The organism is Methylobacterium sp. PvP105 (assembly GCF_017876975.1).
Lineage (GTDB): Bacteria > Pseudomonadota > Alphaproteobacteria > Rhizobiales > Beijerinckiaceae > Methylobacterium > Methylobacterium radiotolerans.
The window spans coordinates 2,657,646-2,674,026 of the sequence record NZ_JAGIPA010000001.1; the positions used below are offsets into that span (position 1 = coordinate 2,657,646).

A 16,381-nucleotide genomic window follows, 5' to 3' on the forward strand; every position below is an offset into this window, starting at 1 on the left:
GGCCGGTCAGTGCGCCTCCACGGGTCCGGCGGCGCGCTGCGGCTTCTTGAGGACCGCCACCACCGCGAGGCTCGCCACGAGGCTCACCCCCACCAGCCAGAACCCGTCCGCGTAGGCCATCACGTAGGCCTCGCGGCGGACCTGCGCGGCGAGCTGGCCGAGCGCGACGCCCTTGGCGGCGAGGGGGTCAGCGATCCGGGCGTGCATCCCGGCGGCGAGCGCCGCGAGCCGGTCCTGGGTGCGGGTGGCGTTGACGGTGATCGCCTCGGCCAGCATCGAGAAATGGAAGTGCTCCCGCCGATCGATCATGGTCGACAGCATGGCGATGCCGATCGAGCCGCCGAGGTTGCGCATCATGTTCGACAGCGCCGAGGCGTCCGCGGTGTCGCGCGGCGCGAGGCCGGCCGTCGAGAGCTGCGAGAGCGGGATCGTGAACAGCGGCTGGCCGATGGCGCGCATGATCTGCGGCAGGATCAGCTGGTCGGCGCCGACGTCGTGGGTCAGGCCGACATTGATCCAGCAGCTCGCGATGAAGAACAGCGTGCCGGTGACCACGAGCAGCCGCGCGTCTACGGCGCGCATGATCAGCGGCATCATCGGGAACAGCAGCAGCTGCGGCAGGCCCGACCACATCACCACGTAGCCGATCTGCTGGGCGTTGTAGCCCTGGATCTGCGCGCAGTAGACCGGGATGATGTAGATCGACCCGTACGAGACCGCGCCCAGCACGGTCATCAGCACGCAGGCGCCGCCGACCGAGCGGTTGGCCAGCACCCGCAGGTTGATGAACGGCCGCGCCGCCGTCAGCTCGCGGACGATGAACCCGGCGATGCCGGCCGCCGCGATCCAGCTCGCCTCGATGATCACGGGCGAGCCGAACCAGTCCTTGCGCTGGCCCTCCTCCAGCACGAAGGTCAGGGCCGGCAGGCCCGTCGCCATCAGGCCGATGCCGATCCAGTCGCCCTTGAGCAGCTCGCCCCAGCGGGCGGGCGCCTTCTCGAAGGCGCCGAGCTGGATCGCGGCCGCGATCGGACCGAAGATCAGGTTCAGGTAGAAGATGTAGTGCCAGGACAGGTTGTCGGTGAGCCAGCCGCCGACCGTCGGGCCGATGGCCGGCGCGAAGGTGGCGGTCAGCCCGAACATGGCGATGCCGACCGCCTGCTGGCTCTTGGGCAGCCGCGTGCGCACGATCACGATCGCGGTGGGGATCAGCACGCCGCCCGTGAAGCCCTGCCCGGCGCGGAACAGGATCATCTGGCTCAAGGACGTCGAGAGCGCGCAGGCCAGCGAGAAGGCGGTGAACAGGATGGTGTTCACCGCGAGGTAGCGGCGCAGGCCGATCACCGAGGACAGCCAGCCGGTGAGCGGGATCACGATGATCTCGGCCATCAGGTAGGCGGTCGAGATCCAGCTCCCCTCCTCGGTGGAGGCGCCGAGCGCCCCCTGGATGTCGGCGAGCGAGGCGTTGGTGATCTGGATGTCGAGGATCGCCGTGAAGGCGCCGAGGATCGCGCCGAACACGGCGAGCCAGTCCCGGGCGCTCGCCTTCGCCTCGGCCACCGCCACGGCCGGGACCGGGCTCATCGGGGCCGGGCTCATCGCGGCCGGGCTCATCGCGGCAGGGCCTCGCTGACCAGCGCCGGGGCGGGCCTCGGCCGGCGGCGGGCGGGATCCACCGGCTCCACCGGGTCGGCGGTGTGGACCGTGGCCTCCACCGACAGGCCCGGACGCAGGCGGGCGATGAGCGGGTCCGACGGGTCGAGGGCGACGCGCACGGGCACGCGCTGCACCACCTTGGTGAAGTTGCCGGTGGCGTTCTCGGGCGGCAACAGGGCGAACTGCGAGCCGGTGCCCGGGGAGAAGCTCTCGACCCGGCCCTGGAATTCATGATCGCCGAAGGCGTCGACCGTGAAGGTCACGTGCTGCCCCTCGACCATGCGGCCGGTCTGGGTCTCCTTGAAGTTCGCCACGAGGTAGATGTCGCGGCCCATCGGCACGAGGGTCAGGAGCCCGGTGCCGGCCGAGACGACCTGCCCGATCCGCAGCGCCCGGTCGCCGGCCACGCCGTCGATCGGTGCCACGATGGTGGTGTAGCTGAGGTCGAGCCTCACGCCCTCGACCTTCGCCTGCGCGCCCTCCAGGCTCGCCCGGGTGCTCGCCTCGAGGGCCTTCAGGCTGTCGATCTGCTTCTGCGCGGCGTCGAGCGAGGCGGCGGCCTTGTCGCGGGCGGCGTGGCGCTGGCGGAGGTCGGCATCCGCCTGCTGCTGGCGCTGCACCGTGCCCGAGCCGGTCTGCAGCAGGTTCTGGTAGCGGGTGTATTCCTGCTGCGCGAAGGTCAGGGCGGCCTCGGCGTTGGCGAGGTCGGCCCGCGACGAGGCGACCTGCGCCCGCTGCTGGACGATCGCCGAGGCGACGCCCAGGATCTGCGCCCGGTCCTTCTCGACCTCGGCCTCGGCCTGCTTGAGCTGGACCCGGTAGGACCGGTCGTCGAGGCGCGCGATCACCTCGCCGGCCTTCACCGGCTGGTTGTCGCCGACCAGCACCGCCGCGACGGTGCCGGCGATGCGCGGCGCCACCGTGACCTTGTCGGACTGGAGATAGGCGTCGTCGGTCACCTCGAGGAAGCGCCCCACGGTCCACCAGTGCCAGCCGTAGGTCCCGGCCCCGCCGAGCGCGAGCAGGCCGAGGAGGGGCAGCACGGTCCGCGCGCGGCGGCGGCGCGGCGCCGGGGGCGAGACGGGGGCCGGGACCGGCGTGGAGACCGGGGGCGTGACAGCCGCGGTCGCCGGCGGGGAGACCGGGGCGCCCGCGACCGGGTCGGCGCTCTTGAAGCTGTCGCTGCGACGTGCGTCCATCGGGTCTGGCCAGAATCAAAACGGTACGGTATCGTTTTGATAGGACGAACGGCGCCGGGGAGCAAGCCGGTGAGCAGGGAGGATCGCGGGGTGACGGTCACGGAGATCGAGCGGGCGGAGGCGGGCCCGCGGCGCGGCGGCCGGCCGACCCGCGCGGAGGCGGCCCGGCGCGAGGCGCACCTGATCGCCGTGGCGACGACCCTGTTCCTCGAGCGCGGCTTCGACGCCACCTCCATCGACGCGGTGGCCGAGGCCGCCGGGATGAGCAAGCCGACGGTCTACGCGCGCTACCGCGACAAGCGGGCCCTGTTCGAGGCGGTCCTGCGCGAGCGGATCGCCGCGTGGCTGGCGCCGCTCTCCGCCGCGGCCGAGGCCCAGGCCGCGCAGGGCGGGAGCGACGACGTCGAGACCGCCCTGGAGGATCTCAGCCGCACCCTGCTGGCCCACGGCCAGTCGCCGGGCGCGGCGATGCTCAAGCGCAACCTCGTGGCCCAGGCGCTGCAGTTTCCCGAACTCGCCCGCCTCGCCCACGAGGAGGGCTGGCTGCGCGGCGTGCGCGCCGTGGCGCGGCTGCTCGACGCCTTCGCCCGGCGCGGGCGGATCGCCGTGGCGGATCCCGAGATCGCGGCCGACCTGTTCCTCAGCCTCGTCCTCGGCCGGTCGTCCCAGGCGACCCTCTACGGCATCGCCACCGACCCGGAGGCGCAGGAGCGGCGGCGGCAGGCGGCGGTGCGGCTGTTCCTCGACGGGGTGCGCCCCCGCTGAGGGCGACCAGTCGGCGCCGGTGATCCGGCCGCCGGTGAATCGGCACGCCGGGCTCCGAACGGGCCCAACCCGCGATTGCGCCCCTCCCCGCCCGGGCCTATAGTGCCTCATCCCCATTCGACAGCGTGAGACGGGACATCCGGATCGGTCATCCGGAGCCCGCGGCCCGATGCCCGGCCCCCGTCCCGCCAGGCCGGAGCACGAGAAGCATGTCCCAGGGTCCGTTGATGCCCAAGGCGACCGCCGTCTGGCTGGTCGAGAACACCTCGCTCGCCTTCGAGCAGATCGCCGATTTCTGCAAGCTGCACCCGCTGGAGGTGAAGGGCATCGCCGACGGCGAGGTCGCGGCCGGCATCAAGGGGCTCGACCCGGTCTCCACCGGCCAGCTCACCCGCGACGAGATCGAGAAGGCCCAGAAGGCGCCGCACTACAAGCTGAAGCCCGCCGTCTCGAAGGTGAAGCTGCCGGAGGTGAAGCGCACCACCAAGGGCCCGCGCTACACCCCCCTCTCCCGCCGCCAGGACCGGCCGAACGCCATCCTGTGGCTGCTGCGCAACCACCCCGAGCTGAAGGACTCGCAGATCATCCGGCTGGTCGGCACCACCAAGTCGACGATCCAGCAGATCCGCGAGCGCACCCACTGGAACTCGGGCTCGCTCCAGCCGATGGACCCGGTGACCCTGGGGCTGACCACCCAGATCAACCTCGACTTCGAGGTCCAGCGCGCGGCGGCCGACCGCCCGGCCGCGGTGGCGGCCGAGTCCGGCGCCTCGCTGCTGCCGACCGAGGTCTCCACGGCCCGCGACGCCGACGAGCGGGAGCACGAGGACGATCACGGCGGCCGCGAGGAGCGGCTCGACGCCGATTCGGTCTTCGCCAAGCTCAAGGGCCGGCACCACGACGAGGACGACGAGGACTAGGAGCCGGCCGGCGCCCGCCCGGCCGAAGGCGGGGCGGGCGCCAGGACGGCCCGTGCAGGACGCGGCCCCCGGCTCCCGCGGAGTCGGGGGCCGCTCCGCGTCCGGCCGGACCCGGGCGCGCCAGAGGGCGGGGCGGAAACGGGATCGCCCTATTCCGGCAGCGGCCGGCCCCGCGTCTCCGGCATGAACCACGGCACGACGAGGCCGATCACGTAGACGCTGGAGAGCGTCAGCGCCGCCGCGGCGACGCCCCCGAAGGCGGTCACGATCTGCCCGGCGATGATCGGGAAGATCCAGGCGATCAGCCGCGCGCCGTTGAACACGACGCTCGCCGCCGTCGCCCGGACCGCCGGGGTGAACAGCTCCGCGAGGTAGATCGCCATCCACGAGAAGGCGAAGCCCAGGGTGAAGAACCCGTTCAGGAAAGCGAGCGCCATGAACGGCACCAGCCCGCCGGTCCAGAGGTAGCAGGCGAGCGACGTGGCGATGCAGCCGACATAGGTGACCAGCAGGAAGGCGCGGCGGCCGATCGCGTCGGCCACGAAGCCGGAGATCACGTAGGCGGTGATCGCCCCGATATTGTAGACGATGCCCATGCGCGGGCCCCAGAGATTGGCCGGCGCGCCCGCGGCCTTGGCGAGCCCCTCCGTGTAGGCCGGCAGCCAGGACGAGACCGCCCACCAGCCCACCGTGGTGGCGAAGGACAGCAGCGTGGCGAGCAGGACCCGCCGCCGGCTCTCGGGCTCGCGGAAGATCTCCGTCAGGGAGAACGGGCGCCGCGCGCTCCGCGGGGCGCGGTTCGCGTCCTCCGCGGTGGCCGCCCAGCGCTGCGCCCTGAGCGCCCGCATCCACTGCTCGGATTCCTCCAGCGCCCGCCGCAGGTACAGGCACACGAAGGCGGGGAGCGCGCCCAGCGCGAACAGGATCCGCCAGGATTCCGGGCCCAGCGGCTCGGTGGCGGCGAGCACGGCCCACACGATGGCGGCCAGCACGGCGCCGCCGCCGAAGCCCGATTGCAGGAAGCCGCAGCCCTTCGGGCGCGCCCGGTTCGGCCAGGTCTCGGCCACGAGGGCGATGCCGGTGGACCATTCCGAGCCGATGGCGAGCCCGGTGATGAAGCGCAGCACGGCGAGCTGCGCGAAGCTCTCCGCGAAGGCGGTGAGCCCCGTGAACAGCGCGTAGCCCAGGATCGACACCATCATCATGCGCTTGCGGCCGATATAGTCGGCCGCGATCCCACCCATCAGGCCGCCGATCCCCCAGCCCAGCAGGGTGATGCCGATGGCGAGACCCACGTAGAAGGCCGGGGCCTGGGCCTGCTCGGGGGTGAGGATCGAGGCCAGGGCCGGGCGCAGGGCGTAGACCAGGGCCACCGCCTCGTAGCCGTCGAAGATCCAGCCGAGATAGCTGCCCCACAGGATCCGCCAGTGGCGCCGGGTGAGACCCGCGTACCACGGGGCGCTGGCCGCCCCGCGCAAGCCCACGTCGCCCGCGTCCATCGCCCGTTCCTCCCGCCCGGGACGCGTCGGCGGCGCCCGCCCCGCCCTGATAGGTCGGTTGTGGCATCGGGTCGACCATATCCGGCTGGCCGGCCCGGCATTCCGGCGATCACGATCGCATCACGCCGGCGGATCGTGTCCGCGCGTCGCGCCGGCGCGAGGCCGGCGCGGGGCCGGCGCGCGGTGCGCGTCTCAGCGCGCGGCGTCGAAGGCGGCGAGGAAGGCCGCGAGGTTGTCCGGCAGGGCCGCGCAGAGGTAGCCGCCCTCCTGGACCAGGGCCGTGGGCAGCCCGGCCCGGGCGATCCGCTCCGCGGCCCCGACGAAGCCCGCGCGAGAGACCGCGAGGGCGCCGATCGGATCGTCCGCGGCGGCGTCGAGGCCCAGGGCCACCACGAGGGCCCGGGGCCGGTATGCGGCGATGGCCGCGAGGCCCGCCGCCACGGCCTCGAGCCAGGGCGCGTCGCCCGAGCCCGGCGGCAGCGGCAGGTTGCGGTTGAACCCCGCCCCCGCCCCGGCGCCGGTCTCGTCGGCGTAGCCGGCGAAGAACGGGAAGTAGTCGGACGGGTCGGCGTGGACCGAGACGGTCAGCACGTCGGCGCGGGCGTAGAAGATCCCCTGCGTGCCGTTGCCGTGATGGACGTCGATGTCGAGGATCGCCACCGGGCCGCCGGTCGCGGCGCGCATCCGCTCGGCCGCGATGGCGCTGTTGTTGAGGAAGCAGAAGCCGCCCGCGGAGTCCGCGTAGGCGTGGTGGCCGGGCGGGCGGCACAGGGCGTAGGCGTGCCCCGCCGCCAGCGCCGCGTCGGCGGCCGCGACCGCGCACTGCGCCGACCCGTAGACCGCCGCCCAGGTGCCGGCGCGGATCGGCGTCGAGGTGTCGGCGGTGTAGAGGCCGAGGCGCCCGAGGAGGCCGGGGGGCTTCCGGTGCATCTGCGGCCGGGCGAAGGACCCGGTCAGGATCTCGTCGCCGATGCCGGGGATCGCGTCCCGGCGCGCCCAGGCCTCGGCCAGGAACGCCACGTAGTCCGGGTCGTGCACCGCGCGGATCGGCTCGAGGCCGTGATCGGCCGGCTCGGCGAGGGCGTGGCCGCCCCGGGCGGCCGCGTCCCGCAGGATCGCGTAGCGGGCCGCCTGCTCGGGATGCGGGATCGCCGCGCCGCGCCGCATGTAGCGTTCGGGGTCGTGCCGGCTCGAATCGGGCGTGTGGACGATGCGCATGCGGGCAGGTTAGGGCCCGCCGGGACCGGCGTCATCCGCCCGGCACGGACTCGCGGGGCGCACCCGCGTGGGACGCACCCGCGACGGGCGCACCCGGACGGGACGGGCTCAGATGAGGTAGACGGTGCCGTCCGCGCGGAACACCTTCGGGCAGTTCGCCCCGTCCACGAGGCGCTGGGCATCCTCCAGGGAGATCCCGTGCGCCAGGGCGATCTCCGGCAGCGTCTTCCAGGTCGGGGTCATGGTCCGGCTCCGTCCGCGATCCGTGCGGGTCGGGGATCAACGGCGCAAACGCGTCCGGGTTCGCCGACGGTGCCGGGGACGATTCCGGGGACGGTCTCAGGAGCGTGTCGAGGGCGTCGGCGCGCCACCCCGTCGGGACGGGCGCGGCCGGGGTGACCTCGCGAAGCAGGGTCGGGACCCGGGCCCAGGGTTCCGTGACCGGCCCGGCGCTCGGCCGCACCGCCGCCCGGTTCTGCCCGCCGGCGACGCGGATGTCCGGGAAGCGCGCGCAGAACGCCGCCACGCAGTCCGGGTCGAAATGGCGGCCGCTCTCGGCGCGGATGCAGTCCAGGGCCGCGTCGAAGGACATCGCGTCCTTGTAGGGCCGCGCCGTGGTCAGGGCGTCGAACACGTCCGCCACCGCGACGATCCGGGCCGACAGGGGGATGGCGGCGCCGGCGAGCCCGTGCGGGTAGCCGCCGCCGTCCCACTTCTCGTGGTGGAACTCGGCGATCTCCGCGGCCAGCCGGATCAGCTCGGAGGCGCTTCCGCCCAGGATGCGCCGACCGATCGCCGGATGCGTCTTGACGAGGTCGAACTCGTCCCGGTCGAGCCGGCCGGGCTTCAGCAGGACGCCGTCCGGAATGCCGACCTTGCCGACATCGTGCAGCGGCGCCGCGAGGTAGAGGTTGCGGCAGATCTCCGGCGCCAGCCCGAGGCCCTCGGCCACGATCTGGCTGTAGCGGGCCACCCGCCACGTGTGATCGCCGGTGTCGTTGTCGCGGTACTCGACCGCCAGCGCGAGGCGGAAGATGATCTCCTCCTCGCGCTCGCGCATGTGGCGCAGGGCGGCCTCCACCTCGCCGTCGAGCCAGGCCGCCTGCTCGGCCAGCCGCCGCACCGCCCGGGCGAGCCGGATCAGGTTGCGCAGGCGGACGGTGAGCTCGACGCCCTGCATGGACTTGTCGAGGAAATCGGTCGCCCCGGCCTCCAGGGCGGCGAGCCGCACCGCGTCCGAGATGTCGCTGGTGACCATCACGATGGGCACCTGCGCGTAGTGCGGGATGGTCCGCATCTGCCGGATGAAGGCGATCCCGTCGATGCCGGGCATGTGGCAGTCGACCAGGACGAGGTCGAAGGCCCGCGTCCGCGCCTCGACCATGGCGGCGACCGGGTCGCCGTGATCGGTGACGGACACGTCGGGCTTGGCCTCCAGGAGGAGGCGCAGCCGCATCCGCATGGTGGCGCTGTCGTCGACGAGGAGCGCGTCCATCAGCGGCTCCCGGGCCGGCGCGCCCGCCCGGACGGCCCGGAGCCGGGACGCCGCAGGCCGTCCCGGGGCGGCTGCCGGGCCAAGTATGTCGACACAGGGACCATCGCCGCGACGCCTCGCAAGACTGTCGAGCAGCATTGAAGTATGCGGTATTAACGGGCGGTAAATCGTCGCTCTCGGCTATACTGACAAGATTTATTTTACTCACGGTCGTTGTGGTCATGAATTCCGGTCTTCGTTTGTCGGACACGGGTGAGGCCGCGGCGATCGACACGCGGAGCGCCGTCTTCGTCCGGTCCGGGGCACCTGAAGGATCGGCGCGTCTGTAACCGGGATCGCCGCGGCGGCCGCGGCGCGGCCCCGGGGCGACGGGGTTGACGCGGCCGCGCAGCCCCCCGACGGAGACGCGGATCCGGACGGGTCCCGGGCGGCCCGGATCGGCCCGGAGCGCGCCGGCCGGACGGCGCGGCGGGAGGCGCCTTCGCGATGATGCGGTTCGATCTCGTCGATCTCGGCCTGTTCCGGCACGTGGTCGAGGCCGGCTCCATCACCCACGGGGCCGCGCGGGCGAACCTCGCCCTGGCGGCTGCCTCGACGCGGATCCGGCTGATGGAGGAATCCCTCGGGGCCGCCCTGCTGACCCGGGGCCGGCAGGGCGTCAGCCCGACCCCGGCCGGGCGCGCGCTCCTCGTCCATGCCCGGGAGGTCCTGGCCGGGGTGGAGCGCCTGCGCGAGGAGATGGCGGCCTTCTCGGGGAGCGCCTTCGGCCAGATCCGGGTGCTGGCCAACACCAACGCGCTGACCGAGTTCCTGCCGGAGGCGCTCTCGGCCTTCCTGGCCGATCACCCCGGGATCGGCGTCGAGATCGACGAGCGCACCTCCGAGGAGATCGTCGGGCTGGTGGCCGAGGGGGCGGCCGACCTCGGGATCCTGTCCGGCACGGTGGATACCGGCTCGCTGCAGACCTTCCCGTTCCGGGAGGACCGGTTCGTGCTGGTGGCGGCCCGGGACCATCCCCTGGCGGCGCGCGGGACGATCCCGTTCGCCGAGGTGCTCGGCCACGACCTCGTCGGCCTCGACCGGCGCAGCGCCATCAGCCGCTTCCTCGTGGCCCAGGCGGTGCGCGAGGGGCGGCCGATGCGCCTGCGGGTCCAGCTCCGGGGCTTCGACGCCGTCTGCCGGCTCGTCGAGGCGCGGGTCGGGCTGGCGGTGCTGCCCGAGAGCGCCGCCGCCCGCGCCGCGCAGGGCCTCGCCCTCGCGGTGGTGCCCCTCGCCGATGCCTGGGCGCGGCGCGACCTGACCCTGTGCCTGCGCGACCTCGACGGATTGCCGCCGTTCATCCGGGCCTTCGTGGCGGAACTGCGCGCCTGAGCGGAGCCCGCCCCGGAACCGCGCGATCCGCGCGGACACGACCCGCCCCGCCGCGGACGGGCCGCGGCGTCCCCCGCGCGCAGCCTCGCGCCGGGGCTGCAGGGCCGCCCGCCGCGCCCGCGCGCGGTGGTGCACGGCGGCGTCAGCGCCACCGCTCGTCCGTGCAGGCCAGCAGGTAGACCACGTGCATGCAGCGCGCCTGGGCGGCCTGCGAGGGCGCGTCGCCCATGCAGGCGCGCATCCCGACGGAGAGCAGGTCGCGGTCGACGTCCTGATCCCGCGCGCAGGTGAAGATCGGCTGGAAGCCCTCGAACCGGCTCACCTGCCAGAAGATGACCATGACCGCGAGCAGGCAGAACGTGCAGACCAGGATCCGGCTGTCGTAGAACCAGTGCCGCCGCCCGGCATCGCCGGCGCCCGCGGCGCCGCGCGCGCTCACCGCGTCACCGGGCCGGTCGCCGGGGGCGCGGCCCGGCCCCCCCTCCTTCTCGGCATCGGATCGTCCTCTCCGTCGCGCCGGATCCCCGGGCCGCGCGCCGCCCGCCGGGGCCGTCAGTCGATCACCTCCACGATCCGGCGCGTCCGCGGATCGACGAGAACCGGGTGGTCGTTGACGATCGTGTAGCTGTAATCCGGCAAGGCGAACTCCCGCGGGACATCGTAGTACACGATGCCGTCCTCCGGGAGCACCGTCCCGACCCGCACGGGTCCCGCGAGCGCGACGGAGGGGCGGCGCTCGCCGAGGGCGTAGATGCGGAACCGTTCCCGCCGGTCGACGCCGAGGATGCCGTTGGCCGTGCCCACGGCCGCGCCGATCGCGCCGCCGACGATCGCCCCGAGGGGGCCCGCCATCTCCTCGCCGCGCGAGGCGCCCTCCCGGGCCCCGCGCTCGAGCCCCTGCGCCCGCGCGTCCGCGGCGAGGCCCAGGGGGGCTGTTATGGGGGCTGTCAGGGGCGCCACCAGGGTGGCGAGGAGCGCGAGGGGCGCCGCGATCCGCATGATGTCTCGTCCCGGTCGGTGGCGTGGATCGTCGGGCCTGCGCCCGGGGGCGCGGGCGCGTCCCGGCCGGAGGTTACGCCGAAAAGGCTGCCGATCGGTTGCCGCCCGGCGCGGGGCGGCGCCGGCATTGCCCCGGTCCGCCCATGGGGTAGCCTCCGGCTGATTCCCCCGGAGAGGACAGGGCATGCCGATCGAGACCGTGGAGACCGCCGGCCGCCGCCGGGGCGCCGACCTCCTGGTGGAGGTGCTGCGCTCGGAGGGCGTGCGCTACATCTTCGGCAATCCCGGCACCACCGAGCTGCCGCTCATCGACGCGCTCACCGAGGCGCCCGACATCGCCTACATCCTCGCCCTGCAGGAGGCGACCGCGGTCGCCATGGCGGACGGCTACGCGCAGGGCGCGCGGCGCCCCGCCTTCCTCAACCTGCACACGGCGGGCGGCCTCGGCCACGCCATGGGCGGGCTGGTGAATTCCCAGGTCTCCGGCACGCCGCTGGTGGTCACCGCCGGGCAGCAGGATCTCCGCCACGCGCTGACCGACCCGCTGCTGATGGGCGACCTCGTCGCCATCGCCGACCCGGTGATGAAGTGGGCCCGCGAGGTGACGAGCCCCGACCAGATCCCGATCCTGCTGCGCCGGGCCTTCCACGACGCGGGGGCCGCCCCCTCCGGCCCGGTCTTCCTGTCCCTGCCCATGGACGTGATGGAGGCGCTGTCGGCGGTGCCGGCCGGCGAGACCTCGACCATCGACCAGCGGGCGGTGGCGGGCTCCCTCGACCGGCTGGCGGAGAGACTCGCCGCGATCGCGCCGGGCCGCCTCGCCCTGATCGCGGGCGACGAGATCGACGCCTCGGACGCCTCGGCGCAGATGGTCGCGCTCGCCGACCTGCTGGCGGCGCCGGTCTACGGCTCGTCCTGGCCGGCCCACATCCCGTTCCCCACCGCGCACCCGCTCTGGGCCGGGAACCTGCCGACCCGTGCCGACGCCATCGCCGACATCCTCGGGCGCTACGACGCGGTGTTCGCGCTGGGCGGCAAGTCGCTGATCACCGTGCTCTACTCGGAGGTCTCGGCGGTGCCGCCGGGGGTGCAGGTGTTCCAGCTCTCGGCCGACGTGCGCGACCTCGGGCGCACCTACGCCACCTGCCTGTCGACGGTGGGCGACATCCGCGCCTCGCTCGACGCCCTGCTGCCGCTGCTGGCCCCGCGCCTCGCCGACCGGGCCGACGCCTTCGAGCAGCTGCGCGGTCAGGCCGTGACTGCCCGGGCCGAGCGGCGGGCGCGGCTCGCCGCCGCCGCCGACGCGGCCTTCGAGGATCCGGTGATCGCGCCGCTGGTCGCCGCCCGGGAGGTGGCCCGCGCGGTCGGGGCCGAGACCACTATCGTGGACGAGGCGCCCGCGACGCTGACCCACCTGCGCACCTTCCTCGACAGCCCCTCGGCGCACCAGTACGCGGCGATGCGCGGCGGCGTGCTCGGCTGGGGCATGCCGGCCGCGGTGGGCTTCTCCCTGGGCCTCGACCGCGCGCCCGTGGTCTGCGTCGTGGGCGACGGGGCCGCGATGTACTCGCCCCAGGCGCTGTGGACGGCGGCGCACGAGAAGCTGCCGGTCACCTTCGTGGTGATCAACAACGCCGAGTACAACATCCTCAAGACCTTCATGAAGGGCCAGGCGCACTACGCCTCGGTGCGCGCCAACCGCTTCATCGCCATGGACCTCACCGACCCGCGCGTCGACTTCCCGGCGCTGGCCGCCTCCATGGGCGTGCCGGCCCGGCGGGTGACCCGGGCCGCCGACATCGCCCCGGCGATCGAGGCCGGGATCCGGTCCGGCGGCGCCAACCTCGTGGAGGTGGTGGTGCGGGCGACCTGAGCGGGGCCGTCAGGGGGCGCTCACTCCAGCCCCGGCACCGGCAGCCCGAAGGCCGCCGCCAGCAGCACCATGTTGAGGGCGAGCACCAGAGCCGCCCCCGCCACGGCGGCGGCCTGGGTGAGCGGGCCGTTGGCGAAGGGCCCCATCACGCTGCGGCGGCGGGTGAACACCACCAGCGCCACCATCGGGACCGGCAGGGCGAGCGACAGCACCACCTGCGACAGGACCAGCGCCTGGGTCGGGTCGACCCCGATCGCCACCACCGCGAAGGCCGGCAGCATGGTCACGAGCCGGCGGGCGAGGAGCGGGATGCGCCAGCCGGTGAAGCCCTGCATCACCAATTGCCCGGCGAGCGTGCCCACCACCGAGGAGGAGATCCCGGAGGCGAGCAGCGACACCAGGAAGGCCGCCCCCGCGGCGGGCCCGAGGAGCGGCGTCAGGGTGCGGTAGGCCTCGCCGATCTCCGCCACCTCGCTGTGGCCGACGTGGAAGGCCGCCGCCGCCATGATCACCATCGCCATGTTGACGAGGCCCGCCAGCAGCAGCGCCACCACCACCTCGCGGTTCGAGTAGCGCACCAGCAGGCGCCGGTCGGCCTCGGTGCGGGGATTGCCCCGTCCCTGGGTCAGGCCCGAATGCAGGAACAGCGCGTGCGGCATCACGGTGGCGCCGATGATCCCGACCGCGATGGTGAGCGCCTGCGCGTCCGGGATCCGCGGGGTGACGAGACCCTTGGCCGCCTCGCCCCAGGCCACGGGCGCGACCAGGAGCTCGACCGCGTAGCAGAGGCCGATCGTGCCGACCATCGCGCCGATGGCGATCTCCAGCGGCCGGAAGCCCTCGTTCTCCAGGAGCAGGATCGCGTAGGTGACCACCGCGGTGATGCCCATGCCAGCCATGAGCGGCATGCCGGTGAGCAGCGACAGGCCGATGGCGCCGCCGAGGAACTCCGCGAGGTCGGTCGCCATGGCGGCGACCTCGCTGATGCCCCACAGGGCGAGGCGCACCGGGCGCGTCGTCGCGTCCCGGCAATGCTCGGCGAGGTTCTTGCCCGTGACGATGCCGAGCTTGGCCGACAGGGCCTGGAACAGCATCGCCGTCAGGTTGGCGAGCAGCACCACCCAGAGCAGGCCGTAGCCGTAGCGGGCGCCGGCCTGGATGTTGGTCGCGAAATTCCCGGGGTCCATGTAGGCGATCGACGCCGTCACGGCGGGGCCGGCGAACAGCAGGAACCGGGCCCGGCCGCCGGGACGGCCGTCGAGGACGTCGCGGATCGCGCCCTCGGTCCGCCGGCTCATCGCCCCGGGCGCGGCGCGCCCGGGGGCCGTCGCGGCGTTCGGCGCCACCATGCTCACCCTCTCCTCAAAGATATAGCGGAGGCTATATTCAGGGTTCGGCGCCGGGATTCAAGGGCCCGGATCCCAGGATCGGGATTCCAGGATCGGGATTCCAGGGTCAGGAGTCAGGGCCGGAATTCCGGGGGCCTGCACCGCCTCCGCGGGACTCCCCTCCCGGGGGCGGTGTTTGCTAGACAGGGGCCGGGGCGGCCCGCGCGGGCCGTGGTGGGGGAGAGCCGATGCAGGAACCGTCCGAGCCGGGCTCGCCCGAGACCGTGCTGGTCGATCCCGAGCGCCACGTGGAGAGCTTCCGCCAGGCCCGCGAGGCGCGGCGCTCGGAGCTCGTGGAGGATTACGTCGAGTTGATCGACGACCTGATCGGCGACGGCGGCGAGGCGCGGCAGGTGGACATCGCGGCCCGGCTCGGCGTGGCGCAGCCGACCGTCGCCAAGATGCTGAAGCGCCTGTGCGAGGACGGCTTCGTGCAGCAGCGGCCCTATCGCGGCGTGTTCCTGACCGAGGCCGGCCGCCGGCTCGCCGCGCAGGCCCGGGAGCGCCACCGCATCGTCGAGCGCTTCCTGTGCGCGCTGGGGGTGAGCCCCGAGACCGCCCGGCGGGACGCGGAGGGGATCGAGCACCACGTCAGCGCCGAGACGCTCGCGGCGTTCCGCGCCTTCGCGGAGCGGCACGGGGGGGCGTGAGGCCCCCCTCTCCGGCCCTCACACCGTCGGCGCCGCCACCTTCTGGCGCAGGCCCAGGATCACCGCCCGGAGCATCTCGGCCCCGGCCTCGCCGGCATCCGGCAGGGTGCCGGTGCGGGAGGCGTAGATCCGCTCGTGCACGAAGGCGAGCTTGGCGATCACCGCGGGCGTCAGCTTGAACGGGTAGAGCGCCGGCTGGCCCATGCTGTGGGACAGCGAGTTGATCGCGTAGGTGAGCGGCAGCCACGCGGCGATCAGCCGGTCGAGATCCAGGGTGTTGTAGGGATCGAAATCGATCACGGTCGGCGCCGGCGGCCCGGACTGCCCCCGCTGGCGCAGGCGCGGGCGCACGTGCAGCTCGAAGGTCGAGGCGGTCTCCACCGTGTCGACGATGTGCAGGTAATGCGCGAAGGTCTCGGCGAAATCCTCCCACGGATGCGCGGTGGCGTAGGCCGAGACGTAGGCCTCGTCCCAATCGGCCGGCGCGCCCCTGGCGTAGTGGTCCTGCAGGGCCTGGACGTAGTTCAGCCGCTCGTCGCCGAACAGGGCCCGGAACGGTTCCCAGGAGGGGCTGTTCAGCACCAGCAGGTACCAGAAGTAATGCCCGATCTCGTGCCGGAAATGGCCGAGCAGGGTGCGGTAATGCTCGCCGAAGAGGATCCGGCGACGCTCCCGCTCGACGTCGTCGGCCTCGGCGATGTTCATGGTGATCAGGCCGTTGATGTGGCCCGTCAGCACCGGCGGCCCGCCGGAGACGCTCTCGGAGGGGTCGACCAGGAAGTCGAAGGCCAGCCCGTCCGTGTACTGGGCGCGGGTGGCGAGCGGCAGTTCCAGGCGCAGCAGCGAGTAGAACAGCCGGTGCTTGGCCGCCTCGATCGGGCGCCAGCGGGCGAGGTTCCAGGGCTGCGACAGGTCCGGGACCACGCGGTTGTGGCGGCAGGCGGTGCAGTAGATGTCGGGGCTGTCCTCCGGCACCAGCCAGTTGCAGGCCTGCGCGAGGGCGTTGTTGCACAGCCGGTAGCGCCGGCCGGGATCCGCGTAGGCGTGGAAGACCTGCGCCCCGCCCATCAGCGGGTGGGCCGAGAGGCCCTGCGGCTCCAGCGCCGAGACCTCGTGGACCGCGCAGGCGTAGCCCAGCGGCCGCGCGCAGCTCTCGCAGGCGGTCGCCTCGAAGGTGACCGGCTGGTCGCAGGCCTGGCACTGGAAGATCTTCATCGCGCGGTCCCGGGCCGGCGGCCGACCCACCTTCCGGTCAAGCGGGGCCGGGCGGCAAAGTTCCTGCCAGGCGCCGCGGTGCCCGCCCGCCGCACGGAAATTGCTTGTCGGCGGGGCCGTATCGCGTAACCGT

The 16,381-nt window shown here is 73.6% G+C and carries 14 protein-coding genes; 5 read left to right on the forward strand and 9 right to left on the reverse strand.

Annotated features, from left to right (window positions below; genetic code table 11):
• Positions 1-6 precede the first annotated feature (6 nt).
• Together J3A75_RS12630 and J3A75_RS12635 are read right to left on the reverse strand one after the other, a co-directional pair.
• On the reverse strand, positions 7-1,599 hold the full coding sequence (locus J3A75_RS12630; RefSeq protein WP_245364326.1) for a DHA2 family efflux MFS transporter permease subunit: 1,593 nt from the start codon (positions 1,597-1,599) through the stop codon (positions 7-9).
• Between the two features lie 11 nt (positions 1,600-1,610).
• On the reverse strand, positions 1,611-2,855 hold the full coding sequence (locus J3A75_RS12635; protein WP_012318591.1) for an HlyD family secretion protein: 1,245 nt from the start codon (positions 2,853-2,855) through the stop codon (positions 1,611-1,613).
• Between the two features lie 90 nt (positions 2,856-2,945).
• Between J3A75_RS12635 and J3A75_RS12640 the strand changes: the two genes are divergently transcribed.
• Together J3A75_RS12640 and J3A75_RS12645 are read left to right on the forward strand one after the other, a co-directional pair.
• Positions 2,946-3,620 (forward strand): TetR/AcrR family transcriptional regulator, encoded by a 675-nt coding sequence (locus J3A75_RS12640; RefSeq protein ID WP_012318592.1) that lies wholly within the window; start codon positions 2,946-2,948, stop codon positions 3,618-3,620.
• 209 nt (positions 3,621-3,829) lie between these two features.
• Positions 3,830-4,540: a DUF1013 domain-containing protein gene (locus tag J3A75_RS12645; protein WP_012318593.1), complete on the forward strand. Its 711-nt coding sequence runs from the start codon at positions 3,830-3,832 to the stop codon at positions 4,538-4,540.
• Positions 4,541-4,689: 149 nt separating this feature from the next.
• Here the strand turns inward: J3A75_RS12645 and J3A75_RS12650 are convergent, their stop codons facing one another.
• The 3 genes from J3A75_RS12650 to J3A75_RS12660 form a co-directional block, all read right to left on the reverse strand.
• Positions 4,690-6,039 carry an MFS transporter gene (locus tag J3A75_RS12650; RefSeq protein ID WP_012318594.1) on the reverse strand — a complete coding sequence of 450 codons (1,350 nt, stop codon included), beginning with the start codon at positions 6,037-6,039 and terminating at the stop codon, positions 4,690-4,692.
• Between the two features lie 192 nt (positions 6,040-6,231).
• Positions 6,232-7,257 carry a histone deacetylase family protein gene (locus tag J3A75_RS12655; protein WP_012318595.1) on the reverse strand — a complete coding sequence of 342 codons (1,026 nt, stop codon included), beginning with the start codon at positions 7,255-7,257 and terminating at the stop codon, positions 6,232-6,234.
• A 31-nt stretch (positions 7,258-7,288) separates the two neighbouring features.
• Positions 7,289-8,752 carry an HD domain-containing phosphohydrolase gene (locus tag J3A75_RS12660; protein WP_012318596.1) on the reverse strand — a complete coding sequence of 488 codons (1,464 nt, stop codon included), beginning with the start codon at positions 8,750-8,752 and terminating at the stop codon, positions 7,289-7,291.
• Between the two features lie 486 nt (positions 8,753-9,238).
• Here J3A75_RS12660 and J3A75_RS12665 point away from each other — a divergent pair, with 486 nt between their 5' ends.
• A complete protein-coding gene (locus tag J3A75_RS12665; RefSeq protein WP_012318597.1) occupies positions 9,239-10,123 on the forward strand; it encodes a LysR substrate-binding domain-containing protein in 885 nt (294 codons plus the stop codon).
• Positions 10,124-10,265: 142 nt separating this feature from the next.
• On the opposite strand, the gene J3A75_RS12670 is transcribed toward J3A75_RS12665, so the two are convergent.
• Complete coding sequence (locus J3A75_RS12670; RefSeq protein ID WP_012318598.1) at positions 10,266-10,562, reverse strand: hypothetical protein; 297 nt, start codon at positions 10,560-10,562, stop codon at positions 10,266-10,268.
• A 113-nt stretch (positions 10,563-10,675) separates the two neighbouring features.
• Entirely contained in the window at positions 10,676-11,122 is a 447-nt protein-coding gene (locus tag J3A75_RS12675; RefSeq protein WP_024830443.1) for a DUF1236 domain-containing protein, read from the reverse strand.
• A 184-nt stretch (positions 11,123-11,306) separates the two neighbouring features.
• Between J3A75_RS12675 and J3A75_RS12680 the strand changes: the two genes are divergently transcribed.
• Positions 11,307-12,995, forward strand: a complete 1,689-nt coding sequence (locus J3A75_RS12680) for a thiamine pyrophosphate-binding protein (protein ID WP_012318600.1) — start codon at positions 11,307-11,309, stop codon at positions 12,993-12,995.
• Positions 12,996-13,015: 20 nt separating this feature from the next.
• Here the strand turns inward: J3A75_RS12680 and J3A75_RS12685 are convergent, their stop codons facing one another.
• A complete protein-coding gene (locus J3A75_RS12685) occupies positions 13,016-14,344 on the reverse strand; it encodes an Nramp family divalent metal transporter (RefSeq protein WP_012318601.1) in 1,329 nt (442 codons plus the stop codon).
• A gap of 227 nt (positions 14,345-14,571) precedes the next feature.
• On the opposite strand from J3A75_RS12685, the gene mntR reads away from it, so the two are divergent.
• Positions 14,572-15,033, forward strand: a complete 462-nt coding sequence (gene mntR, locus J3A75_RS12690; protein ID WP_012318602.1) for a manganese-binding transcriptional regulator MntR — start codon at positions 14,572-14,574, stop codon at positions 15,031-15,033.
• A gap of 18 nt (positions 15,034-15,051) precedes the next feature.
• On the opposite strand, the gene J3A75_RS12695 is transcribed toward mntR, so the two are convergent.
• Positions 15,052-16,248: a putative zinc-binding metallopeptidase gene (locus J3A75_RS12695; protein ID WP_012318603.1), complete on the reverse strand. Its 1,197-nt coding sequence runs from the start codon at positions 16,246-16,248 to the stop codon at positions 15,052-15,054.
• Between the last annotated feature and the right edge of the window lie 133 nt (positions 16,249-16,381).